This is a genomic window from Spirosoma endbachense (assembly GCF_010233585.1).
GTDB lineage: Bacteria > Bacteroidota > Bacteroidia > Cytophagales > Spirosomataceae > Spirosoma > Spirosoma endbachense.
Window position 1 is genome coordinate 5,814,654 of the sequence record NZ_CP045997.1, and the last position, 25,800, is coordinate 5,840,453.

The following is a 25,800-nucleotide window of genomic DNA, read 5'->3' on the forward strand; positions in this document are numbered from 1 at the left end:
ATACCAATCATTTTGCCTTGAAAGGGCGGTTATACCTCAAAGCCCTGCAAGCGGCTTTTGCGGAACTGGCCGTCCTCAAAAATCAACTCAGCCAACATCCACAAATGGAGTTGGCGTAACATCAGTTATTAATATAATCTTTATAATCTGATACTTTCATTTTTTCGTAAAAATAGAATAGTAGCCATTGGCCTGAATATGGAGTATGTTTATCACCAATATTGTCAGCCTGATATTCTAAAAGTATCCAAATCGATAGTATCTTAATGTTGAATTCGGCTTTGACTGTTCTTTTGTCAAATGCTTCTTTACAAAGCCACCGAGCAGAGTTTACAGTTTTGTAGTTTCCATAGTTTTTCTGTCTCAACTCCGTTAAAGTCCACTGATACAAAATGTTACTTGATTTATACTTTTCATATGAGGTTTTGCATATCCAGCGGGCGGAGTTTTTGATATGGTAATCCCCAATGTTACCTGCTTCACGCTCCAAGGCTATCCAGGCATAATAAATCTGTTCATAGGAAGCTTTCTCGGCAGCTAGTTTACAAATCCATCGGGCGGAATTTTCGATATGGTAATCTCCAATGTTATCTGCTTCGCGTTCCAGGGCTATCCAGGCATAATAAATGTGTGGGCTGGAAGTTTTCTCGGCAGCTAGTTTACAAATCCATCGGGCGGAATTTTCGATGTGGTAATCTCCAATGTTACCTACTTCGCGCTCCAAAGCGATCCACGCTATATAGATCTGTTCGTCGGAAGTTTTCTCAGCAGCTAATTTACAAATCCATTTGGCGGAGTTTTCGATGTGGTAATCTCCAATGTTACCTACTTCGCGCTCCAAAGCGATCCACGCTATATAGATCTGTTCGTCGGAAGTTTTCTCAGCAGCTAATTTACAAATCCATTTGGCGGAGTTTTCGATGTGGTAATCCCCAATGTTACCCGCTTTAAGCTCTGCTTTCAGCCAAACAAGGCATCTGCTGGAAATAAAATTGTTTTGAAAAGCAAAACTAAAAAGTATTCTGCCTACCTCTGGGTTAATATCTATATAGTTATAAGGAAGGTTAATCAGCAGATATTGTCCAAATGATCTTAGCGGCCCAAAACTCGTTCCTTCTTTTAGGGCTGCATGCATGATTGACAATACGATGTCAGTCTCATCCAACAGGCTGTCTTCTGCGTCGAAGAGGATTTTAAAAAAAAACTTAGATATAATTGGGTTGCGCGTTACCACTTTTAAACTGCTACTCTGGATAGGTGCTTCTTCCAAAAGATACCCTTTAATTTTTGGATAAACTTTATCTAAATTTTCCACGGGTATTTCTTTAAGACAAACCTTGAGAAAGGTTTCAGAGCAGTAGAGAGGACTAGCTTTCGGAGAAGCTCGCAACTCAATCATAATGATTATTGCCAATGCTTTCAGAGCTTCAATTCCGTGATCCTTGTCCCAGCTATAAATCTTCTGTACTACATCTGTTAAAATAGCCTCTAAATTTTTACCCTTAGAAATGGGTAGCATTTTTGAGAGCAGAAACTCATTGCTCTTATCGTTCAGAAGTTGTACCAGGTCTGCTTTACTCAAACCGAATCCGATTTTGCTTTTAATAAGCGTGTTTGATAATGCATTAATTTCAGCTGGCGATAGCTTCCCAAGTGTAAATTCCTGATTACCTGTATATTTTATTATATCCAGTTTGTGGGGGCGGTTTTTCTCCTGATTTAAATAGTGAAATCATTCATTCTTACGGGATGCCAGAATTACTTTAAGGCGTCGATTATAGGCTGCCTTAATAAGTAGTGCAGGCAAGTTCAGCACCTGCTCGGCGTGATCTATAATTAATACGGTGTCCTGACGAATAGCTTTCTCGGCAATAGCAGTGTCAACATCGCCGACAGGGTGGAAATTATAAAAAACCTGAACGTTTTTCTCAAAATAATAAATGCCAAGTTGATGGAGTAATGTTGATTTACCTTCACCTCCTGCACTCGTAATAATGCAGGCACTTTCGCCTTCCAAGTGGTCAATGATATGGTCCTGGCGATCACGTTTAAATGTAAATTTTTTTATTAGTGGCCAGACTGGATCATGACCTTCATAATATTTTTTAACATAATCGATTTCAATAGGTCGAAAATCTGCGGACGTCAGTTGTTGCCAAATACCTTCCTGAGCGGTACTAATTGGCTGCTCATTTTTCAGGGTTTTTATTTCTGTTAAAATCGTTTTCTGAATCTCTTCAAAATAGGCCGGAATTTTGCCATAGGTTTCTATAAAATCATCATTAAGTTCATGCACCAGGTTGGTCAATTGATTAACATCCGTCTTTACGTCCGCCAGCCATTCCAACTGAATGATGGTTCGCAGCCGTTCGTTGGTTTTAACATACTCATGAAAATAGTCGCACATTACGTCAAAGACTGTCAAATTTTTACCATTATCTGCCCATCCTTCCAGCACAGCTCGGCGAAAGTCTTTAGGGAGAACGCGCGCGTATTTTCGACTCCGCAAATGAGCCTCTAATTCCCGTAGTAGTTCATCCAGTACGTGCTGTCGAATGGATTCAGCGGCATTTCGATGAATTTCAGTTGCAGATTGGCTAAAATTTAGATGAATTACCTCGCTCACTGCGATCGAATTTGGAATGTAGCTATCGTCTTTGAAACGATACAATTCTGCATCCAGGTAATCGATAATTAGCCGATAGGCTGCATCAGCTTCCCAATAAGCGCCTTCCTGGTCGCCCGGTTCGAATTTCCACTGAGATCTTCCCCACCGGGCGGCCTGCAACCCGGCTTCAAGGTGACTCTGACGTACTGCTTTCTGAATGTCATGATTAATGGGAATACTGCGCTGACTCAGTACGGACTGAAGTTTATCGAGTCGTTTTTGGGCAGCGCCCTTTAGTCTATCCTGGGTAAAACCAATGATAGCATCAGCATAATAGACGCCTACGAAAGCGAGGGCCGTTTCTACGATTGGCATGGTGTGAATACGTGATTAATCGTAAGATAAATAGTTATACTATAGACTGGCAAAGAATCGCTACGGTAAATTGGTATATCCCTAACAAATTGCTGGCGAGGAGGTACAATACCTTACATTAAAGTATGAAGAGTTATAAACCTAACTATAGTATTGTGCCTGCCGACATCCTTGATCTGAGTGCAACAGATCAACTAATGTTAGAGACTGTGTCTGGTATATTGCACTGTTTGATAATCTTATAAAATTAGGTGTCAAGATCATAATTTGCTTTCAATGAAAGCTTTATTCCAGAATTGTCTACCCAAAAAACCGTTCGTTTAAACCTCCGAATAACAAGTTGACTGCTTTGGGTAAAAAAGGGAATCGTACGGCTTCTGACCAATATGCACAAACCTGGTTGATGACGCGCTCTAAACCTGATTGAGCTTCTGATTTAAAAACGACCACCATCCTCATAGCAACAGTTAACATGCAGATCGGTTAATAAACCCGACCAGACCACAACGCATCCGTATTGAGGGAAGTACGGTTTGGCCCTTGCTGAGCTATTCATTGTTTTGTAAGTTTAAACCCTTTGAATAAGCCCAAAACCCCGCCTTATGAATCACTCAACCAGTACTCTCATTGTCGGCGCGGGCCCCTTTGGCCTTGGCCTGGCCGCTTATTTACAGCGACGTGGCTATGCTTACCAAGTCGTTGGCAAACCCATGGAGTTCTGGAAACAACATATGCCTCAGGGAATGTTACTCCGCTCAAATGCTAACTGGTACATCGATCCTGATCATAGATGGACCATCGACGCTTTCCTGACTTTGCATGATCCATGCCGGCTGCCGACGACACCCATTTCAAGGGAGCACTATATTGCCTATGTGGACTGGTTCCGCAAACAGGCCGGCATCCCCGTCATACCAGCCTATGTCCAGCATTTACATCAGAAGGATGGCTCATTTACCGCCGAGTTAGCTAATGGCCATACCATTCAGGCCCAAAATGTCGTGCTGGCTACAGGCTTCGAGCATTTTGCCTGTTATCCCCCTGAGCTGGTAGCCCTATTACCAGCGGGCTGTTTTCAACATAGCTGCGATGCGGTTACTATGAGCGACTATCGGGGTAAGCGGGTTTTACTGATTGGTGGCCGACAGAGTGCCTTCGAGTCGGCCGCTTTACTGCGGGAAGCCGGTGCCCAGCAGGTTCACATCAGTTACCGTCACGAAACGCCCCGCTTTGAGGAAGCAAATTGGTCCTGGGTCGAAACGATTGTCGAGCAAATGGCTGGCCAACCGGACTGGTTTAGCCGCTTATCAGCCCAGCAACAGCAGCAGTATCGCTATAAGCTATGGGCAGAGGGACGACTGAAGGTAGAACCTTGGCTTGAAAAGCGTATTTATCAGCCTGAGATTAGCCTCTACCCGCGCACGGAGGTCGTATGGGTAAGCCAACAAACGGATCATTCGCTTCGGATAGGCTTAAGTTCTACTCAGCAGCTGGCTATAGATGCGGTCATCCTGGCAACAGGTTACCAGGTCGATGTATCTCGCTTACCCTTCCTCTCGGGATCAATTCAGGCAGCATTGAACACCTTAAATGGATTTCCCTTACTGGATCACCAGTTTCAAAGCAGCGTTCCAGGCTTGTACTTCAGCAGCTTTGCTGCCGGTCAAAGCTTTGGCCCCTTTTTTGGTTTTACCGTTGGGGTCCGCACCGCTGCCCACTTGATCGGGCAGGCCCTTGTGGCATCCACTGCCTGAGAGCGTCCGAGAGGGATTGTGGTCAATCCTTACTTTTTTCTCTTAGCCCAGGGCCGTGATGAAGTTAGAAAGGTCTCTATCGCTTCGATCGTCCTTATTCTTCTTTCTCTCTGTCTGCTTTCGAATCAAACGACACAATTAGAGCGCACACTTCCGAAGCTTTACTGCAAATGCACCCCAAACATGTCTATTCGGAAGTTAGAGGGTGCGACGCTTCGGCGGTCGGATTGGTTTTAGCAGACAAGGTCACTATACTATCATTATTGGCATTGGCAAGCTGAACAGGTGAACCATGACACAGATATCCTGCAGCAGGTCAGGGTAATTCGTCAGGATCAACCCGGAACAGGCTGTTGCATGACGAATTCCTGACAAGGAAAGTAAAGCTGGGCCGTGATGCTTTTTTGAGCTTTTAGCAACTAACAAGTTGTTAATCAGACAACACAGGCGAACAAACTCACTAAATTCCTATCCCATGCCATCCGTCGTCTGCTATCGAGTATTAAATATATTATCTACTTTGAACCAACAACGGGAAATTGACAAATTCGAAGCTTGGTACATCCGTAAGGAACCAGGACGACTTCTTCCTCATCCGCTAACGCTATACCGGGTATGGCACTAAAAGGGATAGGGCCTGTCATGTCATTATAGACTCGCCAGGAAGGAATTCGCCTGGCTTTGGTCCTTATCTGTATTGGCGCGTTGGTCAGATTCCAGGGATAGGCGGAAACGTCTCCCTTCTGGTCTACCTGGTAATGCTGCTCTATTTTAGGTGCAGACGTCTCAAATAAACCATAATTCCAGGGAGTACCAGGTTGTATTTCGTAATAGGTCTTGCCAAATTTAGCCGGGTCGAGCAGATTATCAACTTTCTTTACCACTTCTCCTATTTTAAGAGCATACGTTAATGGACCGCGTTCGACGGACATGGAGTTTTCATACCAGTGATTTGTAAACAGGTGCATCGGTAAAGCCAATTCGACCACATCTCCGTTTTTCCAGGGCCGATTTACTTTCACCAGCTGATTGCCTTCGGCCTCCAGTACTACTTTGCCATTAATTTTAACCGATCCTTTGCGGCACCAGCCAGGAATACGCAGATGGAACGGAAAGGAAATGGATTGGCTCTGATCTGTCTTAAGCGTAAATCGAATGGTTTCGCCAAAGGGATAAGTGGTCTCTTCTTTGATGGCTACTTTCTTACCCCCGGCCACAACTGCGTTTACTTCGCTGGGGGAATACACCAGGGCGGCCAGGCCCTGATCGGGTGTTGCGTACCAAAGATTCTGGGTAAACTTGGGCCAACCCTGGTGCATGTTGGACGTGCAGCAAGGATAACCAGTCAGCAGGCCGTATACCAGATCGGTGCCCTGGTGGTTGCCATCCTCAATAAAATTACGGGCATGCCGGGTGACCATCACCTGATTGGCTTGTTGGAAATACTGGCGGGTCAGGTAATCCTCCATCGTCTGTGCCGGCAAGGCATTGAAGGCAATTTTTTCCAGCTTATCGGCGTATTTTACCTCACCCGTTATTTCCAGCGTACTTTCCAGGGAAAACATCATTTCGACAGCCGAGCATAATTCCGAGCCTTGCGTGGGATTATTACCGTGTAGCCCCTCGTCGCCCCCGAACATACCGTTAGCCATACCATTATAGGCTCGTAAGTCGTCATAACCCTTGTTTAGGGCGTCCAGATATTTTTGCTCGGGATGGTGTTGATAATAAATAGCCGGTGTTTTTATGCCCTGGGCGAGGTTGACACAGTGAATGCTGTTGAGCGTCGAGAGTAAGGGAGTGGTCAAAAACGCGTGGGTATAATCAAACGTTTGTTTATGGATCAGTTCTCCTAATTCAAGAAGGAACGCGTCTCCGGTAACCCTATACAGCCAATAGACCATCATCAAATTGTCTCCTCCCCGATATTTGGCCCAAAAAGTCCAATGATCAAGCGGTTTCTGTGGCAATTCCTGTAGTTGGTACTTAAAGTAATTAGTCATTAGGGTAATGACTCGTTGATCGCCGGTGGCCGAATAATATTGCTTTAAGACTTTAAGCATAACCATTTTAGGCCACCAGTCGCGGCTGTTATCGCGTTGAAGACCCGGCTCGGGCCCGTAGTCCCGAAGTGGTCCGAAATAACCGTCCGGCTGCTGGCTATGGATGGCCCATTCGATCCAGGGTTTGATTTTGGCAATCAACTCGGGATCATTCAGGATATACGCGAGCGGCAAAAGTCCATCAATCCAGTAGGGGCCTCGCTCCCACTGGTCACCATTGCCACCTAACCAACCATTGCGCTGGTTCATCACTAGTGGATAAAGCGCATCAAGCTGGCCGGTAGCCCCCTGTTTCTGGCGCATCAGCATTTCCTTTAGCCAACCTTGGGGCTTAATGGCGCCTAAGGGTAGTTCCATATACGGATTTTGCCGCAACGGTGCCCGACTCGGCAGGTAGGTGGTTAGGTATTTCTGGTTCGTGTTAACCTGTCCCTGTACGGTTTGGGCTAAGCTTACCAAAAGAACCAGAAGGGTCATATTAACTTTCATAATGACAAATGAACTCGGTAAGGCGGTTGAAGCATCAAATTGATTCAGATCTAACCAATGACTCGCCTGTAGGAGTCAGAAGTAGCCTTTTTTTACTCTATTTGGCACGATTCAATAGCTCCTTTTAACGGTTCTTACGTCCCCCGTCACCTCCGACTTACATCTTGGGCAGTAGTATCCTGTTAGTACCTATTCAGCGACGCATGCCAGGGATTGTACTGGATCATAACAGTTTACTCCTATCGGCCATGTCAGTAACTGCTTTGCAACGCAGCAGTTACTGACATGGCCTGATTAATCCTGGGTTTTTATAGAAATGTTGGCCAATCAAGAATTACCGAGCAGGCTGTACCAACTCTTTGATCTGCCGAATCTCGCCCAAAATGGTGCTCAGACTCGGTTCGGCATCCGGAAAATCCAGGCTGATGAATAGCTTAAACTTCCACAATTCCAGGATATGGCTCACGTTCAGCTCGTAAGGGGTGAAGGCTGGATTCAGGGAATGGAGCCGCAACTGGCTTTTCGCGGCCAGCTCATTAGTGATCTTTTTGATGACGATTCCATCGGTCGATACAACGACACAGCCGGTACCATCTTTAATACTATACCAGTCTTCGATGTATTCTCCCAGTACATAGGCCCCCGATGGGATAGGCAACATCGACTCGCCTTCCGTTGGAAACAACCGGTATTTCCGGTTTCGGGATATATCCGGTAAGGGCAACCGAAACGTACTCAATGAGGCAATAAACTGCTCATCCTGGTAACCACCACTCACATAGCCCATAGTTGCCCGAAGGGGCACCAGTTCAATGTTTTCTTCATTGTCCGGCCCGACCGAGGTCACCACTTCCCGCACCTGAAGCAGCTGACCGCTCAGTACCGGGTCGGGCGTCGCAATAAATTTCTCCAGTTGACGGGGGCTCATGGCACGCATGGGTTTATACAACAGGGCTTCCACCGTCACTTTATAGAGTGTGGCAATCTGAATGGCTACATCGATGGTGGGATAGTGTTCTCCCTTTTCGTAGCCCGTTAGTGTCGTTCGACCGATACCGATCAATTGTGCTACTTCGACCTGGGTAAGTTTGTGGTAATTGCGTAGAACTACCAGATTGTCAGCTATATACATGGGTTCATTAGTCTAGACAAAACTAGACATTTCGAGTCAATTTGCCTAGCAAACTGTCGAAAAAATTTACATCTGTAAACAGTTGATCCACTTTATCGATGGATGTAAATAGGCCATATAATGCCAAAATCATCTTTTTTTAATAATGTCGAATAATCGACATTATTAATGTATTATATTTCGACATATATTTGTCTGATTTTCGACATCACCGAATCTGCATCCTGATGGAGAAAAATTTAACTCTCGTTACCCTGGTATGATATGATCGCTGGTTCAACTGATTCCCGGCATATTCTGCATCTGGACATGGATTCCTTCTTTGTGTCGGTGGAGCGACTTCGGCAATCCCAGTTGGCTGGACGCCCGCTCCTGATTGGGGGCGTAGGCGACCGGGGCGTAGTCAGCGCCTGCAGTTACGAAACCCGTCGTTTCGGCGTTCAATCCGGCATGTCCATGCGAATGGCGCGTCGGCTATGCCCCGAGGCAGTCGTTGTCAAAGGCGATTTTCAGGCCTACAATCAGTATTCCACGATGCTCACAGCCATCATACGGGAGCGGGCCCCTGTGTTTGAAAAGGCGTCGATTGACGAATTTTATGTCGATATGACCGGGATGGATTGCTATGTGGGTTGTCGGAAATGGTCGCAGGAGCTCAAGCAGACGCTCGTCGCCGAAACCGGGCTGTCGGTCAGCTGGGGCCTGTCCGTAAATAAAACAGTCGCAAAGGTCGTCGCCAATGAAGTCAAACCCGATGGCGGCTACCAGTTAGCGGGGTCAGACGTTCAGCCCTATCTGGCAATACTGCCGGTGGCGAAACTGCCGGGCATTGGTCCTCAACTGGCCCACACCCTGCGTTGCATGGGCGTGACCAGGCTGGGCACCCTGGCTCAGATTCCCCGCCGGCTGCTGGAGCGTACGTTCGGTAAACCAGGGGTCATGCTCTGGGAGCGGGCGAATGGCATCGACCCCTCCCCGGTGCTGGCCTTTGACCGCCAGAAAGCCATGAGTAAAGAAATGACCTTCCAGTCCGATACCGCCGACTCCCAGTTACTACAGGCCACGCTGAGTCGGTTGGTTGAAAGCCTGGGATTCCAGCTGCGGCAAGGGGGCTGGTGTACGGCGCGGATAACCATCAAAATTCGGTATTCCGATTTTCAGACTTTTACCCGCCAGATTACCCTGTCGCCGACATCAGCCGATCACCTGCTGATCCCGGCAGCCGTAAAGGCATTCCAGGCACTCTATAAACGCCGGGTATTGCTCCGACTCATTGGGGTGAGTTTTTCCAAACTCATTCGGGGAGCCCAGCAGTTGAGCCTCTTTGATGAATCAGGAGCAGTGTCGAGTACCAAACAGAGCAATCTCTACCCCCATCTGGATCAGCTCAAGAGCAAACACGGTGAACCCATTGTCCACCGGGCGAACCAACCCTTTTTAACCGAACGTTCTCATGACTAAACACTGCCGTATCTGGGATGGGGAATCCATGTATTATTTCCCCCATTTAGCCCTTCAGCCACAGTTCGCGACCGTCTGGCTGGAGGATGCGCTGGTGCTGATCAACCGGGTAAACCCATTGGATCAACGCCGGTACGAGCCTACCTCCCCCTGGGAGCTGATGCTGTCGGTCGGCCAGCCTGACCGGCAGGGAACCCTGCTCTATGAGCAGGATATCGTTCAGGTCAATCAGCAATTGTGGGTTGTACAGCCTGACCTGGAACGCTGCGGATACCAGCTGGTGCTGGCCCATTCGCCGGGTTTCTCACTGTCGCTGGATCGTCTGCTGGCTAAAACGGTCCGTATTGTGGGGAATTGCCTGGAAGATTCCCACCTCATCCTCCAGGAGGGGGTATTTTCGCTGACTTAACGGATGTATCTTAATGCACACTCCTATTATTCGTTGCGCTATGGTACACTTTCCCCCGAAGCGCTGGTACAGCACGCGCAGCGACTTGGCGTGACCCATTTGGCGCTGACCGATATTAATACAATCTCGGGGGTGTTTGATTTTGTGCAGCACTGCCTTCGATTGGGTATTCAACCCGTGGTGGGCATCGAAATCCGATCGCACCAGCAACTCCGCTATATCTGTCTGGCTCGCAATACCGAGGGCTTTGCCGAGATCAATCGATTTGTATCCCAGTATCTGCTTACCCATCAGGACTTTCCGGCCAAAGCGCCCTCGTTTCAGCACGCTTACGTCATCTATCCGCTGGATCAGCTGGATCGGCTGGGCGGGCTGGCCGCCCATGAACGGATTGGCGTTCGCCCATCCGAGGTGAGTCGGCTGTGGCGCTACCGGCAGACGCTGCGGGCCGACCAGGTCGTAGTGCTTCAGCCGATTACTTACCTGGACAAGACGGACTACAACCTGCATAAGCTGCTGCGGGCAATCGACCACAACTGTTTACTGGCGCATCTGGCGGAGCGGGAAACGATCCGTACGGATGAATACTGGCCAACCCCCGATCAGCTACAAACCAGTTTTCGGGACTGGCCGATGGTACTCGCCAACACCCAGGCCCTGCTGGATAGCTGTTCATTTGCCTTTGATTTTGACTCATCCAAGAATCGTCAGCTGTATACACCCAGCCGGGCGGATGATATCGCTCTCCTGCGCAAACTGGCCGAAGATGGGCTACGGGATCGCTATGGCCCGGAACCTGGTGAGGCCCTCCAGCGAGTCGAGTCAGAATTAGCCATCATCGACCAGCTAAATTTTACGGCCTATTTTCTGATCACCTGGAACATCATCACCTACGCCCATAGTCGGGGCTATTATCATGTCGGCCGGGGCTCCGGTGCCAACTCCATTGTAGCCTATTGCCTGGGCATTACCGATGTTGACCCCATTGAACTGGATCTGTATTTCGAACGCTTTATCAACCCCAACCGGAGCTCTCCCCCCGATTTTGACCTGGACTTTAGCTGGTCCGATCGGGATGAGCTCACGGATTATATTTTCAAGACGTATGGGCAGGAGCACGTCTGTTTGATGGCCACGTACGTCACTTTCCGGGATCGGGCAGCCTATCGGGAACTGGGTAAGGTTTTTGGATTACCCAAAGCGGAACTGGACAGCCTGATCAACGGTCCGGGGCACGCCAGTCCGGGAACGGCCAGCCAGGAACCCGATCTCAAAGGGGAATACATGCGGTATATTCTGCGGTATGCCCCTCTACTGGAAGATTTCCCCAATTACCTGGGCATTCATGCGGGGGGTATTCTGATCGCCCAGCAACCCCTTTATCAGTACACCGCTCTGGAGATGCCGCCCAAGGGGTTCCCTCTGTGTCAATTCGATATGTACGTAGCCGAGGCTATCGGCTTTGCCAAATGGGATGTGCTCTCCCAGCGAGGGTTAGGCCACATCAAGGAAGCAGTTGAGTGGGTACGGGTCAACCGGCAGGTATCGGTCGATATTCATCGGATTCAGGATTTCAAGCGGGATGAGACAGTTCGCCAGCAACTGCTGGCCCATGAGACGATGGGTTGTTTTTATATCGAATCCCCTGCTATGCGACAACTGATTTGGAAACTGGGTTGTTTGGATTACCGCACGCTGGTAGCGGCCAGCAGTATCATTCGGCCGGGCGTAGCGTCTTCGGGGATGATGGCTGAATACATCCGGCGCCATCATAACCCCACCAGTTATACGCCAATTCATCCCCGGATGCAAGAGTTGCTTGCCGAAACCTATGGGGTAATGATCTATCAGGAGGATGTGCTGAAGGTGGCCCACCATTTTGGGGGGCTGAGTCTGGCGGACGCCGATGTCTTACGGCGGGCCATGTCGGGTAAACAGCGGGGGAAGACCGAATTGGCCCGCATTGAGGAAACATTTTTCGCCAACTGCCAGGCAAAAGGCTATAGCGAAGCAGTCACCAGGGAGGTGTGGCGACAGATCCAGAGTTTTTCGGGTTATTCCTTTTCCAAAGCCCATTCGGCTTCCTTTGCCGTGGAGAGCTACCAGAGTCTGTACCTGAAAGCCCACTATCCGCTGGAGTTCATGACTGCCGTTATTAACAATTTTGGGGGCTTTTACAGTACGGAGTTTTATGTACACGAAGCCCGTCGCTACGGTGCGCGGATTGAAGCGCCGGATGTACACCAAAGCCACTACCTGACTCGACTGGAGGGAAAGACGATCTGGCTGGGTTTTATCCACATCAAGGGACTGGAAAAAGCGGTCGTCACGGCTATGCTGGCGCAGCGTAGCGAGCAGGCTTTTCTTAGCCTGGATGAATTTACACGCCAGGTACCTATTGGCCTGGAGCAATTGATCCTGTTGATCCGAGTGGGCGTGTTTCGCAGCTTGGGCGTGACTAAGAAAGAATTGCTCTGGCAGGCCCACGCCCTGGTGAACAACTATGTGCACCATCAGGGCGTGGCCGATCTGTTCGACTGGCCAGAACTCTACTGGGCCCTACCAACCTTGTGGCAGGACCCGCTGGAAGACATCTACGATGAGATGGAGCTGCTGGGTTTTTCGCTCTCTTCCCCCTTCCGGCTGCTTGCTGAACCGGTGAGTGGCATACAAGCCTCCGAGCTGGCCAGCCATGTCGGCGAGTGGATCCGTATCACGGGTTATCTGGTCACCTACAAACGGATCACAGCCCGCAACGGCAAACCAATGGTATTTGGCTATTTTGTCGATGAGCAGGGTTCATATTTTGATACCACCCATTTTCCGCATACACTAGCCTTGTTCCCTTTACGAGGCTATGGTCTGTATCAACTGGAAGGCAAAGTGGTGCTGGAATTTGGCTTTCCCAGTCTGGAGGTGAAACGATTGGAAAAATGCGCCATACAGGCTGATCCGAGATTAGGTTAAATAAGTGCCAACGCCCTCTATTGGGTAGTTTTGCCGAATTGGCCCGCTCAGACGACCCTGTCTACTATCCGTCACGTGCTGTTTGAATGAAACTAAAGACCAAAATCACTCCATGAAATAGATTTATCAACTCAGAAGTAGTTAAAAGCTAGTGGTCTTCCAATTTATAGTTTATACGTACTAGTCATGAATGGGGTTGATGACAAACCTATACGCCGGGCCGATTTCTATAGTTCAAGCAAGGAGAGAGACATAATTTTTGTCATATTTTCCACCCCGACGAACCACAGCATAAATGCGGTGAATCAGTTTGTTACGTACTGTGTTTAGAGCGGCCCGGCAGCATTGTATGCTTACCCTCGCCAAGTTTACGCAGGTAGTAGTCCTGGAGTTCCCGGCACCGGCAGCCCGGCTTTAACCTGGATGGCCGACATGGTGCCCATATGAAGCAAGGATTTCAACCGTTTGCGGACGGTCGGCCGCTCATATCTTTGTTTTGATTTGAGGTTGTCAGAAAAAGTGCAATTTTTGAGTAAGACCTGACACGGGTTGCCAGTACCTCGGGTCGGCCGCTGAGACACCTTCCGGTGATCTTGAACAGGCTGGTTGTGCTGGCACTCTTGTCCCTTTCCAATAAGCTCCGACAGTACCCATAGACGCAAGCCAGTCTTGTGATCTGCTATCGATGTGCCAGGGCCAGGAAAGTCGTCAGGTGACTTCATTATCCACTTTTATCATGCTTGTTTATGCAATCCTTTCTTCGTTACTGCGTGGGGCTGGACATCAGCGGACGTCGCGCGGCAAAGACACGCTTCAAGTTTGCCTATCGGTTATTGATCAAACCGGTCGGGTGACGGTGAAAGCCACCACTAAAGTGGTCAATAAACCAACTGGCTTCTCCGCTTTACTGAACTGGGTCGCTCGTCATCGTAAGCTAGACTTACCCCTAACTTACCTGATGGAATCGACCGCACAGGCGGCCCTGCGGTGTCTACCACGAAGCGGTGGCCTGGTATCTTCATCAGCAAGATCAAGCCGTCAGTATCTTGCTGCCAAACAAAGCCAAATATTATTTCAAGAGCTTGGGCTACAACCGGGCAGCCGGCGCTGTCCAAAAATGACAAAATTGATGCCCAAGGCTTGTCTCGGATGGGTCTGGAACAGCAAGTGCCGGTCTGGAAACCACTCTCTAAAAATCTGTACGCCCTTCGGCTCTTAACCCGCCAACATCGCAGCGGCGCACCGTCAACGATTGCAGGAATTGAAGACCCAATCTACTAATCAGCAGCACGCTCTGGAGCATAGTGCATTCGATAGTACTTTCATTGACAAACAGTTAGCCAAACTTATTGCGGTCTATGACACCCAGCTAGCCGCTCTGGAAAAGGCTATCGAAGAACTCATCCAAGCTGACCCCATCCTTACACCCAAAGTGGATGCCTTAGTCAAGGTCAAGGGGCTGGCCCTACTTTCAGTAGCTGTGCTGGTGGCTGAAACCAACGGTTTCGACCGGGTGGCCGGAGCCAGGCTTTACCAATCAGCGCCATTTAGTGAGTTACGCGGGCTACGATGTCGTGGAGAACCAGTCTGGTAACCACTTGGGTAAAACGCGCATCTCCAAGAAAGGCAACAGCCGTCTGCGTCGTATCCTACATATGCCAGCATTCAACGCCGTTCGTTTTAATGAACCCACCTGCAAAGCGCTTTACGAGCGGGTCTACGAACGGAGCGGCATCAAGATGAAAGCTTACGTGGCCGTTCAGAAGCGATTACTGCTAATGACCTACGCCTTGTGGCGTCACGGAGTCGACTATGACCCTGAGTATTTGGCGAACCGAGCCGAGAAGGATAAAAAAATAGTCCCGACCGGCGGGACTACACAGGATCAATTAGCCGAAGCCGAGTTGTCCTACTTGTAGTCCAAAGATATGAAAAAAATCCTATCTCAAAATTTGCTTTTCACGACAGTACCAGCCGCTTGATGACTCACTCTGCTTTTGCCACGTACACTCGTTCCTGAGTGGTACCGCTCCGGCGGCCCGGTCAAAAGGGGCCACACCCGCGTGGCAGGCCAGCCTTTTGGGGTCATTGATCGTCTGCATTTCATTCGTAGTGATGAGCAGTTCGGTAGCGATCACGGGCCCAATACCCGGCACCGATACCATTAGGTCAAACAATTCTTTCAAGTGAGCGTCAGCCTGAATAAGTGCGCTGATCTGTTGCTCGACCGCTTTTTGCTCTTCCTGGAGAGTCGTTAAAGACTTTCTGACCTTGCTTTTAAGGGTCTTTTGCCGAGACTTACTGATAAACATTTCCTGCTCGGTTACGGGAACAGCCAATAAATTATAATCGGACCGATTTCTATGTCCTTTGACTGGTAATTCGGCCAATCAAAGTAGGTAAATCACCATGAATCCCCTTTGGATAAAAGTCCAGTTCGAGTTGTGCAACAGCCACGGACGTTTAAATGAACGGTGGCCGCGAACGATAGCCTTTGGCAGCCTTGGCGCTTCCCCAATGGATTAACCTTGGTAAGCATTACTTTATCTAAACGTACCCAGAGACATCGGACTGCCAAAGCGGGTGGATAAAGATGCCACCACTTCCCAGGTTCATCAACCTCTTCAGCTCCCGCTTAGCGAATCAGGACTGACTCGTACTTGGCCAGATCCTTGATAAACTCCCCCGTACCTTTAACCACGGCGCGAAGGGGGTCATCGGCCACTTGAACCGGCAAGTGGGTTTTGGCGGCTAAGCGCTCACCCAGCCCATGTAACAGCGCTCCACCACCCGTCAGGTGGATACCATTGGTGTAAATATCGGCCGATAATTCGGGGGGCGCCATTTCCAGCACTTTCAGGGTGGCTTCCTCAATCTTGGCAATCGATCGGTCGAGGCAGTAGGCGATTTCCCTATACGTTACCTTAATTTCTTTGGGGATGCCCGTCATTAAATCACGACCCCGAATCTCATAATCCGCCGGGGGACTAACCAGCTCAGACAAAGCCGAACCGATGTGCTTTTTTATTTCTTCCCCCGACCGCTCACCAATCAGCAGATTGTGTTCCCGACGCATATAATCGACGATGTCACGGGTAAAGACGTCCCCCGCAATGCGGATGGATTGTTCACAGACGATGCCCGATAAGGCAATGACGGCAATTTCGGTGGTGCCCCCACCGATGTCAATGATCATGATGCCCGTAGGCTGAGTGATGTCAATGCCGATGCCCACGGCGGCAGCCAGGGGTTCGTAGACCATATACACTTCTTTGGCTCCGGCATGCTCGCACGAATCCTTGACGGCTCGTTTTTCCACCTCTGTAATGCCCGATGGAATCGAGACCACTATGCGATGGGCAGCGGCAAAGAGTTTGTTGGTGGTAGGCAGCATTTTGACCAGCCCGCGAATCATCTGTTCGGCGGCTGTAAAGTCGGCGATCACCCCATCTTTCAGGGGGCGAATGGTTTTGATGTGCTCGTTGGTCTTCCCATGCATTTGCATGGCTTGATGGCCGATGGCCAGGATCTTACCGGTTCGTTTGTCGATGGCAATAATGGAAGGTTCATCCACCAAGATTCGGCCGTTGTGCATAATCAATGTATTGGCCGTACCCAGGTCAATGGCAATGTCACTGGTTAAAAAACTAAATAGTCCCATATAAGGGTAAAGCTTAATCGGACAGAAGCCATACTGTAACCAGAAAGCTTTTAAGCTAATTGACTTAACGAAAAAAAAGCCTGTTTCAATTGCGTCTTGTCCGGAAAAAGGGGGACGTTTTTTGACTGGTACCTGGGTTGAGACTAATGAGCGATTTGCGTTTGACTGTTGATGGTAGGTGATTCGTGCAGTTCTGAACCAAAGTGACGCCCTGGAAGACAATCTGACTTCTAGAACGAATGATGCGATTTTTCACTACTTTACCCCTATGAGTCATCGTATGGGGCTAGAGGCTGCACTTTTATGCCAGTAATACTGGATGGTCCTGATGAACCGGTTTTGTTAAGTGCCTACCCCTCTCCGGTTAACCTCCTGCCGATCCTGGACTTGAATCGAGGCACTCATCAACACGATGGGTAGGTGCCGAAAAAAGGAGGCTGGTTCTTTCAAACTAGTCAATAGATGAAGGCCGTCGTCCAGATTGGGTAGATACAAGTTATTCAGGACCATCTGGGGTAAGCGTTGTTGGTCTCTGGCACACTGTTGCAGATAAGTAAGCGCCCTGGATGGCTCACTAAAGTGAACCAGTGGAAGAGTTGGTAGGCTGTTTTTAAATGAGCCTTTAAGAGCATCCACAAATCCGGTTGAGCATCCAGTCCGTATCCTGAGCTGGCTTCGTACTGACATGACGATTCCAATCGTCAACTACCCGTGGGTTAGCTTCAGCCTGAAAGGGCTCCACTAGCTCAGGAGTGGGCACCCTGAGCTGTTTGCTCGACTGGTTTTGGTAGCCCAGGATCCTGGAAAAAGATAATTTCGTTTGGAGTTGTTAGCTTTTTAATCTACCTGAGTTAACAGGAGCTGGTCGTCCTCATCATCTTCAATGACAATGATGGGTCCCTTCTTATTCATAAGCGGTGGGTGACATAAATTTTGTGTGTACCGATCGGCTGCTTGTGTAACGACACTCGCCGACCATTCGTTGCAAACCCAACGGTACAGTTATCCATGGCCACGTGTTTTTAGGCTCAACTCTCTGCTATATGTAAGACGCTATCGACCCAATGTGACAGACAGATTCTAAAATATGCCAGCGATTTCCAGTCTGAATTGGACGTTTTATGAACGCCTTTAAAGTAGAAGAGAAGCATAAAGGGGAACAATTCTGTTAATTTAACCTGCTTAATTATAGTGATTGCTCTGATAAAAGGCTTTGAACATTTTCAAGATAGGTGAAATCCCCGGCTCGCTGGCGATCTCACCTTCCAGATTCACCAACGACTTAATATCCGTCAATTGATAACCGGTAATGGTCTCATACCCCATTAATTAGTCTGCGAAGAGTCGTTGCGGAATCAGCCGATCAGGTACCTGAGTGACTTCCGTATGACCAGGGTTCTGTTGTATTCGTTGCTAATGCGCGTCAACGGCTACTTTTTCCCCTTCCAGCACCTGAACGATACTTCCCCGCACGTAAAGCAGCACGCCGGCAACACCGGTCCTGACGTTGGCATGTCGACTTTGCTGAAGAAGCATCAACAACTTAACTCTCTACGTGAGTTGGTCGGAAGAGCTGAAATAAATGTGCACTGTTCCACCAACTATAAAGGTAAAGAAGGTGGCGGCTGGTGACTAACTTGGGCGGAGTAAACCGTCGGCAAGTCGGGTCACCTGGCCATGATTAGCGCCGATAAATGGCTAAATCGGTTAATGCAAATTCTCGCTTGTCATTTACGTTGCTTAAGAGAGAGCAGACGATCCGGTCTCTTTTGAGGGTTGCTAACAATAGCCCTTTCCCAAACGATTCAGGGGTCATGATGCGGGTTGGCTTACCGCGTTCGATCACCAACATGGCACTTTGGTTGTAATCTAAGTTTTGCCGAATTTCATCCCCATCGTTTGGCAGAATCAACTCGTAATAACTTTCGTACACCCGGGCCCGGTAAAGAGACAACCGGTTCCTGAATGCATTTACGGTCCAGATGCCGTTTAATACTTGCCTAGGTTTTTGGTTGCTTGAAAGGGGTATATCCGACCCGTTATCTGAAAGCATACTGGTATTGGTTAGGGGTTAAACAACCCAAAGTGCGATGCCGCTGGTAACAACGTACGACCTGAATGGGGAAGCCAATGCGGGGCAGAAAAATGACTTGGCACGAACGAGCCAGCTTAAAGGTAGTCTATTTAATAGGGCCCTCCACACATTTGCTTAAATAAAGATTATCGGATCAAGGCTCTGGCAGAAACCAACCGGTTCAGCTTTATCTTCGGCGCCCCCGAACAACAAATCAAATTAACTATGGGGTTGGGCTCACGGGATTCCAAACACAAGGAGCCAGCGTATACCCTGTTCAGCCTGCTTTTCGCGTTTACTTTTTACGCAAAGATCGCTGGTATACTCCTGCGAAGTCATTTTTTCTTGGCTTTAGGCGCCAGGTCGGCAGGCATACTGCTGGTTTCATTCAGTTCGTATTTGGGAATTTTGGGTGCGCCATGTACTTTGGCTGCCTTGGTGGCTACTTTCTTGCTGTTCTTGTTCTTCTTTTCCTCGTGGGCCATAGCTGACGTTTCGTTAAGGTCTTTTGAATTGGCTTGAAGGTAGGCTAATTCGTTGGCAATCCCACCTAACGGGACGGAATATAGGTTGCTTATTTTTATCAGCTGAATCGAAAGAATGCCTATTTATCCTTACTGTATCATCACCTGGTTGCTTGATCGGTGGACGTCGATTAACCGGCACTGCTCATGCCGTAGTCAGCCCCTTCATTAAATTCAGTGGCTAACCGATAAGCGCTCATTTCTGACTTTACTAGTTGGACGAGCGGGTGTAAATTTTTAGCCCTTGTGACCGGCTGAGGTAAATAAATAAAGCGTTTTGAACGCGCCTGAGTTGTACAAAGTAGTCAACAGTCAAAACACATGGGCGATTGAGCTGGCCCTACGCATCCGGCTGCCCCAGAATCCATTCATTATGGCCACGAACACGTTAACCATTGTCACCGGCTACGGATCCATTTCGCCCAAGCCATTCCGCAAAGCGTATTTAAACAGCTCTGAAGAAATGGCGACCCAACGCTTCTTGCGGGATTATCCCGGCGTTCGGGATGTCACCGTGGTCGTGGTTTCGTTTGAGGATGAATTAACCATCCGCACAAACGGAGAAATCGCATCCTATTAAACAGACTTGATTTTCTTTCATCATCCGGGTCGACGATTGCTAAAGCGGATTTAGCCCTCAGCAGTCGTTGAGCAACTAAAGGCTTGCATTTCCAAGAACAAACAACCATGAACAAACCACCTTACACGGCCATACCCGACACCTCGGATAGTAATTACTGGGAGTCAAAGTCAATAAAGAATAATTTACGAAGTACAACCTTTGTTCCCCGGGATAAGGAACTTCATCAACAGTTACGCGTGAAAGCATGGGCAATTATTCAGGCTTCCCTCTCGAAGAAAAACCGAAAAGGAAAGTACTAAACGAGCGGTGAGGAATGGCTCGATACTTCTTTTGTCTATATCGGGCAAGTGAAGTCAGGATGAACTGGCAACAAGATTCGGGACGCGGTTCCTACCTATATAGAACGGGATTTGGTCCTGGAGACAAATCGGTAAGAAACCGTTTAGAATTGTCCAGCTACAACTCAAAAATGGCAATTCCGTACCGATCGGGGTTGAGCCGCGCTGGATTACCGACCAGGTTTGACCGAGGCAATGTTGGCACAGGCTACCCGGCGACATTCTGCCGCCGGGAGGTCCAACAGTTGGGTGATTGGCTGCTACAAGCTTCTCTTTCAACTTGTACCCATGACAATAAACGTAGTTGGTATCATTCATAAGCCGGCGTTTTCCGTACTTATCTTCTTTTCTCGTCGGCTACATCACCAAAACGTGATGTAAGCTATTTTTTTAATGAATAAGGTTGACTGATGCCTGAAAAACGGGACGGACAGGAACCAATTTTTCCTCGAAAAAACGGACCCAATAACCTATCCTCACTTCCTGGCCCCTACGCAAACAAGTAGCTCAACAATGGTGCGGATGAGTAGGTACAATCCGGACATCCGATTAATATGATGCCCTACATAACCCAACTAGAAGCCCGAATTAAGGTATACAAACGGCATTTGGTTGCGTGGCAGACGTTGCTAACGACCCAGCGGGAAGCCCGTCGATTAGGCGCTGAACGCTTACCCCCCGGTGCTGAGCAGTGCGAATGAGTGAATCGCTGAACTCGGACTACTCACCCAGCAATGCGAATGGTTACGCTTCTATCAATCAAGCAATCCAGCGAGCGGGAAAAACTGTTCGCTCGTCACCAGCAGGAATCAATTGAACTCGAAGCACTTCTTTAGACAAACGAAAACCAATCTTCGCCAAGTAGTGAGGTAGCCGGGGATAAAAACCAATGACTTCGCTACTCCTTTTACGCGTGAATAGGGTAAATGAGTTGAAGGTGTAGTATTCCTACGAATTGGAGACGAATCCGACTTGATTCAAATCGAATAAACCGACGATAAAAGGACATTCCGGTGGGTCAACAGGTTTTCCTTTTTGATTATAAAAACAGAATCGTTCGTAAAAGGGTCAGTTAATTGAGGTTATGTGATTGATGCCAGGATTTACTAAGGCCATGAGCGGCTTGTTTAAATTGGTTTAAAAGCGACTTGAACTCCCCATTCGTTTTCTGGTTCTGTAAAAACTCAGATAAACTATCCTGGGCCTCTAGGCGGAGCCAGAGTTGTAAATCCTGACGGACTAAATGTTGGGCGAAGTAAGCCTCAAGCCGTTTTTGGCTCCTCGGATGGAACTGGTCTTCCCGCTGCTTCCAATACTTTCTGATGACATTGAATATTCGGTCTAAAGCCTCAAATTCTTCAAAGGGTGTCATTTGCATAGCGCTTATAGGGTGACTTATCAACTAAAGCTGTACCGCACATTCTCAATTAGTAACTGTTTAATTATCAACAGCTATGTTTATTTTTCGTCCTCTTTGGTCTCCTCATGCCCTGGAGAGGGAAAATCATCTTCTCTGATTAACACCAGTCCCCTAAACCTGAGCCAGTGAACCGTAGACCGAGTCGTTGGCGTGCGATCAATGACAAGTAGAGGCCAGCTTATAGCTTTTGGAGTATGTGTTGATGATACACCGCTTTAGCCGCTATATGGACTACGGCTAAATGGGGCAGCTTCCGTTTACCGGCCTCCAAGCCCAGGCAAAGCATCGCCGTCGCTATGGAATAGACCGACGACGACATCCGACTTTTTATAAGCACCCGATTCGGTTGTATACCGGAAAGCGGTCGGCTGGTGTTGCTCATCGCCCACAAGCCGCTCCAGGCTTAAAGCGGTAGGGCAATCATAGAGGGGTAAAGCAGGCTCCCTGGCCGTAGCCGGCACATACCCGGTCACCGTCACCTTAGGCAGCTTGGTGCGGCTGGTAAGCACTATTTTGCCCCCGGCATCCAGCAGATCCAGCCGAAGCGTAACCGGACCCAGCTGGCGCCGATTAATCCACTGAAACCAAAAGCGGGTGATTAAACCGGAAGACGTGTTTCGGGAGGTAGTCTTCAGGAACTGAATGTCTAAACAGGGTAGAGCCATAGCGGTAAAGCTAGTCATTTATCACCATCCGTAACGAGGTTTCTTTGGAGGTGCGGATCCTGGCTTGCTTAGGTGGATTTTCTGAATGACTTTTGAGTGGGGTATTTTTAGGGAAGTGGTCACAAGAATTAACCGTAATCTATGGTATAAGGAGCACTACCACACATAGTTAGGTGACGTACATTCCTCCCAGTAGCTGATTATTTTTCGCATCATCTGTTCCAATTTGTCTACACTGCTGGGCATTGCTACCCAATTGAAGATATCGCGCAATACGGTAAAAAAAATACCTCACCTGGTCAACTTACCCAGCTAGGGCCAGAGTTAGCGTACCACGTCGTTCATCCGGTATCTTAGCTTTTGAAGATTATATTCGACAGCGCTGGCAGGAAGGGGAACAACGAAGTGCTTATCTATACGCAGAGGTGAAGCAACAAGGTTTTTTGGGCAGCGTGTCCAGCGTCTTTCGATTAGTCAAAGGCTACCCTCGGCAAGCCGGGATAGTTCTTCCCTTAGCTGCCAAGCCTGTTCCTTATTCGATTCGTCAACTTAGTCGATGGCTAAGTTTGCCCCTTGAGTCCTTATCGAAAGCCGCTGATCGAGCCTTCATGGATCAATTCTTTACGAACTGTCCATTAGCCCAAAAGTTACATGAATTAGCCGTTAGGTTCCGAACTATATAATACTCCCCAAAACCTGGCTCTTACGCACTTTGTGTGGTTGAGCATCGATAGAGTACTCGTTGCCGTAATAAATCTAATTTGGCTCCCATACATCTGTCGTTTAATGAGCTTCACTCGGGTGACTTGTCCTTCCGTTTGGCCGCGCCACGGTGGCCGTTGCTCCAGGCCGTGACTAAGGCCGCTCGTACAGCTTCATAATCCTGCCGCGTCGGCGTTCTGATGAAGGCGAACCCCAAACTGCTGTAGCAATACGGCTGAGCAAGTTTGACAACGAGCCAACCAGTTGTCGAGTAACTCCGACTGACGAGTTCGAACCATAACAGCAAAATCCTTCACCAATTCATAAACCTGCTCAATAACTGAATCCAGACAAACATAGCTCAGAATTTGTCGATCATCCACTTCTAAGAAGGAGACCGCCCGTACCCCAACAGAAATGGGAAGAAACCGATGTTCTTGTCTCAACCGCTGCAGCGGCCGCCTTTTCAGAAAATCTGTCCAACTAATTGGGGGCAGAGACAAAATCTACCTGGGCAAATCAGCCAAACAAATCGCTTACAGCGGCCTATTGGCCCATCGGAGCGAAAATACAATCTATGACTGGGTTAGTCGCTATAAACAAGGAGGACACGCAAGTTCAGTCCCAGCGGACTTCTAGTTGATGTTAAAGCCTAGCTAAGAAACGCAATTGGGTCAGGTTTGCCAGCGCACTATAGTCACTGATCGGATTGTTGCTGAGGTTTAAGTTTTGTAATTGGGTCAGCTTGGCCAGTACACTAATGTCGCTAAGTTGATTAAAATTCAGGTATAAGGAATGCAATTGGGTCAGTTTCTCCAGCACACTAATATCACCGATCTGATTGGAGCTTAGGAATAAGGCTCGCAATTGGGTCAGCTTCGCCAGAAATCCAATATCACTAATCTGATTGGAACTCAAGTTTAAGCTCTGTAAGCGGGTCAGTTGTTCCAAAAAACGATAGTCATGGATCGGATTGGAACTCAGGTTTAAGTTTTGTAACTGGGTTAGCTCTGACAGCACACCAATATCTCGGATCTGATTTGAGTCAAGGTTTAAGGTCAATAAGTGGGTCAGCTTCATCAGCACACCCATGTCACTGATTTGATTGGATCTCAAATATAAGATCCGTAATTGGGTCAGCTTTGCCAGAAATCCAATGTCGCGGATCTGATTGAAACTCAGGTATAAAGTTTGTAATTGGGTTAGCGTTGCCAGCACACAATAGTCACTAATTTGATTGGAACTCAGGTCCAGGGTCCGTAATTGGGGCAGTTTCGCCAGAAATCCAATATCGCGAATCTGATTGAAACTCAGGTCTAAGCTCTGTAATCCGGTCAGTTTCTCCAGGGCACTATAGTCGCTGATCGGATTGGTGCTCAGGTCTAAGGTTCGCAATTGGGGAAGCATCGCCAGCACATCAATATCTCCGATGGGATTGGCGTTCAGATTTAAGGTCTGTAAATGGGGCAGTTTCGCCAGAAATTCAAGCTCACTGATCTGATTGTAACTCAGGTACAAGGTCTGCAATTCGGGCAGCTGTTCCAGAAATTCAATCTCGCTGATCTGATTGCCGATTAGGTTTAAGGTCTGTAAGTGGGGCAGCTTCGCCAGCACATCAATGTTGTTGATCTGATTGGAGGCTAGGTTTAAGGTCTGTAAGTGGGGCAGTTGCTCTAGTACATCAATGTTGTTGATCTGATTGGAACCCAGGTCTAAGGTCTGTAAATGGGGCAGCTTGGCCAGAAATCCAATATTGCTGATTTGATTGGCACTCAGATCTAAAGATTGTAATCCGGTCAGTTTCTCCAGGGCACTATAGTCGCTGATTTGATTGGCGCTTAGATCTAAGGTCAGTAATTGGGTCAGTCTCTCCAGGGAACCAATGTCGCGGATCTGATTGTAACTCAGGCCCAAGGCATGCAATCCGGGCAGCATCACCAACGCACCAATCTCATTAATCTGATTGGCGATTAGGTCTAAGGTCTGTAACTGGGTCAACATCGCCAGCACACCAATATCGCGGATCTGATTGGAACTCAGGAATAAGGTTCGCAATTGGGGAAGCATCGCCAAAAATCCAATATCTCGGATCTGATTGTTTCTCAGGTATAAGCTTCGTAAGTGGGTTAGCTTCGCCAGCGCCTGATAGCTAGTGATCTGATTGGAGCACAGGTCTACCGTCTGCAATCCAGACAACTGCTCCAGAAATTCAATATCGCTGATGCAATTGTCTTCTAATAAAATGGTTTTGAGGGTAGTGCCAAAAAAAACTAATCGATGTAAGTGGCTGCTATCCAGTTGATTTCGATTGCCTTTATGAAAGGATGGTTCCCATTTTCGCCCAACAAAATAACCTGTCCCTAAATTGATGCCTTCTACGGGATGAGTTAAACTGAATAGTTCATCTGGTAATTCGGTAAGGCCGCAATTACCTAAGTCAATAAAGGTTGATTGCTTGGCTTTCGCTTTCTCAAGAATGGCTATTACTTCAGGGGAAGTTAGCATAGTGACGGATTAGGTACTTAGATGCTTGTCGGGCAAGGTACTACCCTAACGACTACACTTACGTTCTGGC

At 48.2% G+C, this 25,800-nt stretch carries 23 protein-coding genes and 2 pseudogenes; 11 read left to right on the forward strand and 14 right to left on the reverse strand.

Features of this window, described 5'->3' with window-relative positions; translation table 11 throughout:
- Positions 1 to 119 (forward strand): annotated as a pseudogene (locus tag GJR95_RS42970) (IS701 family transposase); the annotation flags it as partial.
- 2 nt (positions 120 to 121) lie between these two features.
- Here GJR95_RS42970 and GJR95_RS23455 read toward each other — a convergent pair.
- Together GJR95_RS23455 and GJR95_RS23460 are read right to left on the reverse strand one after the other, a co-directional pair.
- Positions 122 to 1,582, reverse strand: coding sequence for a hypothetical protein (locus GJR95_RS23455; protein ID WP_162388173.1), 1,461 nt, complete (start codon positions 1,580 to 1,582; stop codon positions 122 to 124).
- A 150-nt stretch (positions 1,583 to 1,732) separates the two neighbouring features.
- Complete coding sequence (locus tag GJR95_RS23460; RefSeq protein WP_162388174.1) at positions 1,733 to 2,983, reverse strand: P-loop NTPase; 1,251 nt, start codon at positions 2,981 to 2,983, stop codon at positions 1,733 to 1,735.
- 602 nt (positions 2,984 to 3,585) lie between these two features.
- On the opposite strand from GJR95_RS23460, the gene GJR95_RS23465 reads away from it, so the two are divergent.
- Positions 3,586 to 4,737: an NAD(P)-binding domain-containing protein gene (locus tag GJR95_RS23465; RefSeq protein WP_162388175.1), complete on the forward strand. Its 1,152-nt coding sequence runs from the start codon at positions 3,586 to 3,588 to the stop codon at positions 4,735 to 4,737.
- Positions 4,738 to 5,252: 515 nt separating this feature from the next.
- On the opposite strand, the gene GJR95_RS23470 is transcribed toward GJR95_RS23465, so the two are convergent.
- Positions 5,253 to 7,289 carry a beta-L-arabinofuranosidase domain-containing protein gene (locus GJR95_RS23470; RefSeq protein ID WP_162388176.1) on the reverse strand — a complete coding sequence of 679 codons (2,037 nt, stop codon included), beginning with the start codon at positions 7,287 to 7,289 and terminating at the stop codon, positions 5,253 to 5,255.
- A gap of 334 nt (positions 7,290 to 7,623) precedes the next feature.
- Positions 7,624 to 8,421, reverse strand: a complete 798-nt coding sequence (locus GJR95_RS23475) for a helix-turn-helix domain-containing protein (RefSeq protein ID WP_162388177.1) — start codon at positions 8,419 to 8,421, stop codon at positions 7,624 to 7,626.
- Positions 8,422 to 8,685: 264 nt separating this feature from the next.
- On the opposite strand from GJR95_RS23475, the gene dinB reads away from it, so the two are divergent.
- From dinB to GJR95_RS42215, 6 genes and pseudogenes are all read left to right on the forward strand, one after another.
- Positions 8,686 to 9,882, forward strand: coding sequence for a DNA polymerase IV (gene dinB / locus GJR95_RS23480; RefSeq protein WP_162388178.1), 1,197 nt, complete (start codon positions 8,686 to 8,688; stop codon positions 9,880 to 9,882).
- Positions 9,875 to 10,291, forward strand: a complete 417-nt coding sequence (locus GJR95_RS23485; RefSeq protein WP_162388179.1) for a YopX family protein — start codon at positions 9,875 to 9,877, stop codon at positions 10,289 to 10,291. Before dinB ends, GJR95_RS23485 begins: the two co-directional genes overlap by 8 nt.
- A 3-nt stretch (positions 10,292 to 10,294) precedes the next feature.
- A complete protein-coding gene (locus tag GJR95_RS23490) occupies positions 10,295 to 13,258 on the forward strand; it encodes a DNA polymerase III subunit alpha (RefSeq protein WP_162388180.1) in 2,964 nt (987 codons plus the stop codon).
- A 1,261-nt stretch (positions 13,259 to 14,519) separates the two neighbouring features.
- Positions 14,520 to 14,852, forward strand: coding sequence for a hypothetical protein (locus tag GJR95_RS42205; RefSeq protein WP_232540838.1), 333 nt, complete (start codon positions 14,520 to 14,522; stop codon positions 14,850 to 14,852).
- Positions 14,833 to 14,910, forward strand: a pseudogene (locus GJR95_RS42210) (transposase); the annotation flags it as partial. The gene GJR95_RS42205 and the pseudogene GJR95_RS42210, both read left to right, overlap by 20 nt.
- Before the next feature lie 3 nt (positions 14,911 to 14,913).
- Positions 14,914 to 15,177, forward strand: coding sequence for a hypothetical protein (locus GJR95_RS42215; RefSeq protein ID WP_232541321.1), 264 nt, complete (start codon positions 14,914 to 14,916; stop codon positions 15,175 to 15,177).
- Positions 15,178 to 15,198: 21 nt separating this feature from the next.
- Here the strand turns inward: GJR95_RS42215 and GJR95_RS23500 are convergent, their stop codons facing one another.
- The 6 genes from GJR95_RS23500 to GJR95_RS41715 form a co-directional block, all read right to left on the reverse strand.
- Positions 15,199 to 15,570 (reverse strand): transposase, encoded by a 372-nt coding sequence (locus GJR95_RS23500; RefSeq protein ID WP_232540839.1) that lies wholly within the window; start codon positions 15,568 to 15,570, stop codon positions 15,199 to 15,201.
- 323 nt (positions 15,571 to 15,893) lie between these two features.
- A complete protein-coding gene (locus tag GJR95_RS23505) occupies positions 15,894 to 16,919 on the reverse strand; it encodes a rod shape-determining protein (protein ID WP_162388181.1) in 1,026 nt (341 codons plus the stop codon).
- Positions 16,920 to 17,261: 342 nt separating this feature from the next.
- Positions 17,262 to 17,555 (reverse strand): response regulator, encoded by a 294-nt coding sequence (locus GJR95_RS23510; protein WP_162388182.1) that lies wholly within the window; start codon positions 17,553 to 17,555, stop codon positions 17,262 to 17,264.
- Between the two features lie 777 nt (positions 17,556 to 18,332).
- The gene (locus tag GJR95_RS23515; RefSeq protein ID WP_162388183.1) at positions 18,333 to 18,455 is read right to left on the reverse strand and encodes a BLUF domain-containing protein; all 123 of its coding nucleotides are present in this window, start codon (positions 18,453 to 18,455) and stop codon (positions 18,333 to 18,335) included.
- 145 nt (positions 18,456 to 18,600) lie between these two features.
- On the reverse strand, positions 18,601 to 18,972 hold the full coding sequence (locus GJR95_RS23520) for a hypothetical protein (protein WP_162388184.1): 372 nt from the start codon (positions 18,970 to 18,972) through the stop codon (positions 18,601 to 18,603).
- Positions 18,973 to 19,328: 356 nt separating this feature from the next.
- A complete protein-coding gene (locus GJR95_RS41715) occupies positions 19,329 to 19,478 on the reverse strand; it encodes a hypothetical protein (RefSeq protein WP_174260221.1) in 150 nt (49 codons plus the stop codon).
- 316 nt (positions 19,479 to 19,794) lie between these two features.
- On the opposite strand from GJR95_RS41715, the gene GJR95_RS23525 reads away from it, so the two are divergent.
- From GJR95_RS23525 to GJR95_RS23535, 3 genes are all read left to right on the forward strand, one after another.
- Entirely contained in the window at positions 19,795 to 20,097 is a 303-nt protein-coding gene (locus GJR95_RS23525) for a hypothetical protein (RefSeq protein ID WP_232540840.1), read from the forward strand.
- A gap of 107 nt (positions 20,098 to 20,204) precedes the next feature.
- The gene (locus GJR95_RS23530) at positions 20,205 to 20,399 is read left to right on the forward strand and encodes a hypothetical protein (protein WP_162388185.1); all 195 of its coding nucleotides are present in this window, start codon (positions 20,205 to 20,207) and stop codon (positions 20,397 to 20,399) included.
- Positions 20,400 to 20,992: 593 nt separating this feature from the next.
- Entirely contained in the window at positions 20,993 to 21,139 is a 147-nt protein-coding gene (locus GJR95_RS23535; protein ID WP_162388186.1) for a hypothetical protein, read from the forward strand.
- 371 nt (positions 21,140 to 21,510) lie between these two features.
- Here the strand turns inward: GJR95_RS23535 and GJR95_RS23540 are convergent, their stop codons facing one another.
- The 4 genes from GJR95_RS23540 to GJR95_RS23555 form a co-directional block, all read right to left on the reverse strand.
- Positions 21,511 to 21,816, reverse strand: coding sequence for a hypothetical protein (locus GJR95_RS23540; RefSeq protein WP_162388187.1), 306 nt, complete (start codon positions 21,814 to 21,816; stop codon positions 21,511 to 21,513).
- Between the two features lie 299 nt (positions 21,817 to 22,115).
- Positions 22,116 to 22,523 carry a hypothetical protein gene (locus GJR95_RS23545; protein WP_162388188.1) on the reverse strand — a complete coding sequence of 136 codons (408 nt, stop codon included), beginning with the start codon at positions 22,521 to 22,523 and terminating at the stop codon, positions 22,116 to 22,118.
- An 875-nt stretch (positions 22,524 to 23,398) separates the two neighbouring features.
- Positions 23,399 to 23,608, reverse strand: a complete 210-nt coding sequence (locus GJR95_RS23550) for a hypothetical protein (RefSeq protein ID WP_162388189.1) — start codon at positions 23,606 to 23,608, stop codon at positions 23,399 to 23,401.
- A gap of 262 nt (positions 23,609 to 23,870) precedes the next feature.
- Positions 23,871 to 25,730 carry a leucine-rich repeat domain-containing protein gene (locus GJR95_RS23555; protein ID WP_162388190.1) on the reverse strand — a complete coding sequence of 620 codons (1,860 nt, stop codon included), beginning with the start codon at positions 25,728 to 25,730 and terminating at the stop codon, positions 23,871 to 23,873.
- Positions 25,731 to 25,800 lie beyond the last annotated feature (70 nt).

What these genes read in the sequence shown, in the direction of transcription:
- GJR95_RS23460 (WP_162388174.1), bottom strand. Translation starts at nt 2,983, where the DNA reads ATGCCAATCGTAGAAACGGCCCTCGCTTTCGTAGGCGTCTATTATGCT.
- GJR95_RS23465 (WP_162388175.1), top strand. Translation starts at nt 3,586, where the DNA reads ATGAATCACTCAACCAGTACTCTCATTGTCGGCGCGGGCCCCTTTGGC.
- GJR95_RS23470 (WP_162388176.1), bottom strand. Translation starts at nt 7,289, where the DNA reads ATGAAAGTTAATATGACCCTTCTGGTTCTTTTGGTAAGCTTAGCCCAA.
- GJR95_RS23475 (WP_162388177.1), bottom strand. Translation starts at nt 8,421, where the DNA reads ATGTATATAGCTGACAATCTGGTAGTTCTACGCAATTACCACAAACTT.
- dinB (WP_162388178.1), top strand. Translation starts at nt 8,686, where the DNA reads ATGATCGCTGGTTCAACTGATTCCCGGCATATTCTGCATCTGGACATG.
- GJR95_RS23485 (WP_162388179.1), top strand. Translation starts at nt 9,875, where the DNA reads ATGACTAAACACTGCCGTATCTGGGATGGGGAATCCATGTATTATTTC.
- GJR95_RS23490 (WP_162388180.1), top strand. Translation starts at nt 10,295, where the DNA reads ATGTATCTTAATGCACACTCCTATTATTCGTTGCGCTATGGTACACTT.
- GJR95_RS42215 (WP_232541321.1), top strand. Translation starts at nt 14,914, where the DNA reads ATGCCAGCATTCAACGCCGTTCGTTTTAATGAACCCACCTGCAAAGCG.
- GJR95_RS23500 (WP_232540839.1), bottom strand. Translation starts at nt 15,570, where the DNA reads ATGTTTATCAGTAAGTCTCGGCAAAAGACCCTTAAAAGCAAGGTCAGA.
- GJR95_RS23505 (WP_162388181.1), bottom strand. Translation starts at nt 16,919, where the DNA reads ATGGGACTATTTAGTTTTTTAACCAGTGACATTGCCATTGACCTGGGT.
- GJR95_RS23515 (WP_162388183.1), bottom strand. Translation starts at nt 18,455, where the DNA reads ATGCTTCTTCAGCAAAGTCGACATGCCAACGTCAGGACCGGTGTTGCC.
- GJR95_RS23520 (WP_162388184.1), bottom strand. Translation starts at nt 18,972, where the DNA reads ATGCTTTCAGATAACGGGTCGGATATACCCCTTTCAAGCAACCAAAAA.
- GJR95_RS41715 (WP_174260221.1), bottom strand. Translation starts at nt 19,478, where the DNA reads ATGGCCCACGAGGAAAAGAAGAACAAGAACAGCAAGAAAGTAGCCACC.
- GJR95_RS23530 (WP_162388185.1), top strand. Translation starts at nt 20,205, where the DNA reads ATGAACAAACCACCTTACACGGCCATACCCGACACCTCGGATAGTAAT.
- GJR95_RS23535 (WP_162388186.1), top strand. Translation starts at nt 20,993, where the DNA reads ATGATGCCCTACATAACCCAACTAGAAGCCCGAATTAAGGTATACAAA.
- GJR95_RS23540 (WP_162388187.1), bottom strand. Translation starts at nt 21,816, where the DNA reads ATGCAAATGACACCCTTTGAAGAATTTGAGGCTTTAGACCGAATATTC.
- GJR95_RS23545 (WP_162388188.1), bottom strand. Translation starts at nt 22,523, where the DNA reads ATGGCTCTACCCTGTTTAGACATTCAGTTCCTGAAGACTACCTCCCGA.
- GJR95_RS23555 (WP_162388190.1), bottom strand. Translation starts at nt 25,730, where the DNA reads ATGCTAACTTCCCCTGAAGTAATAGCCATTCTTGAGAAAGCGAAAGCC.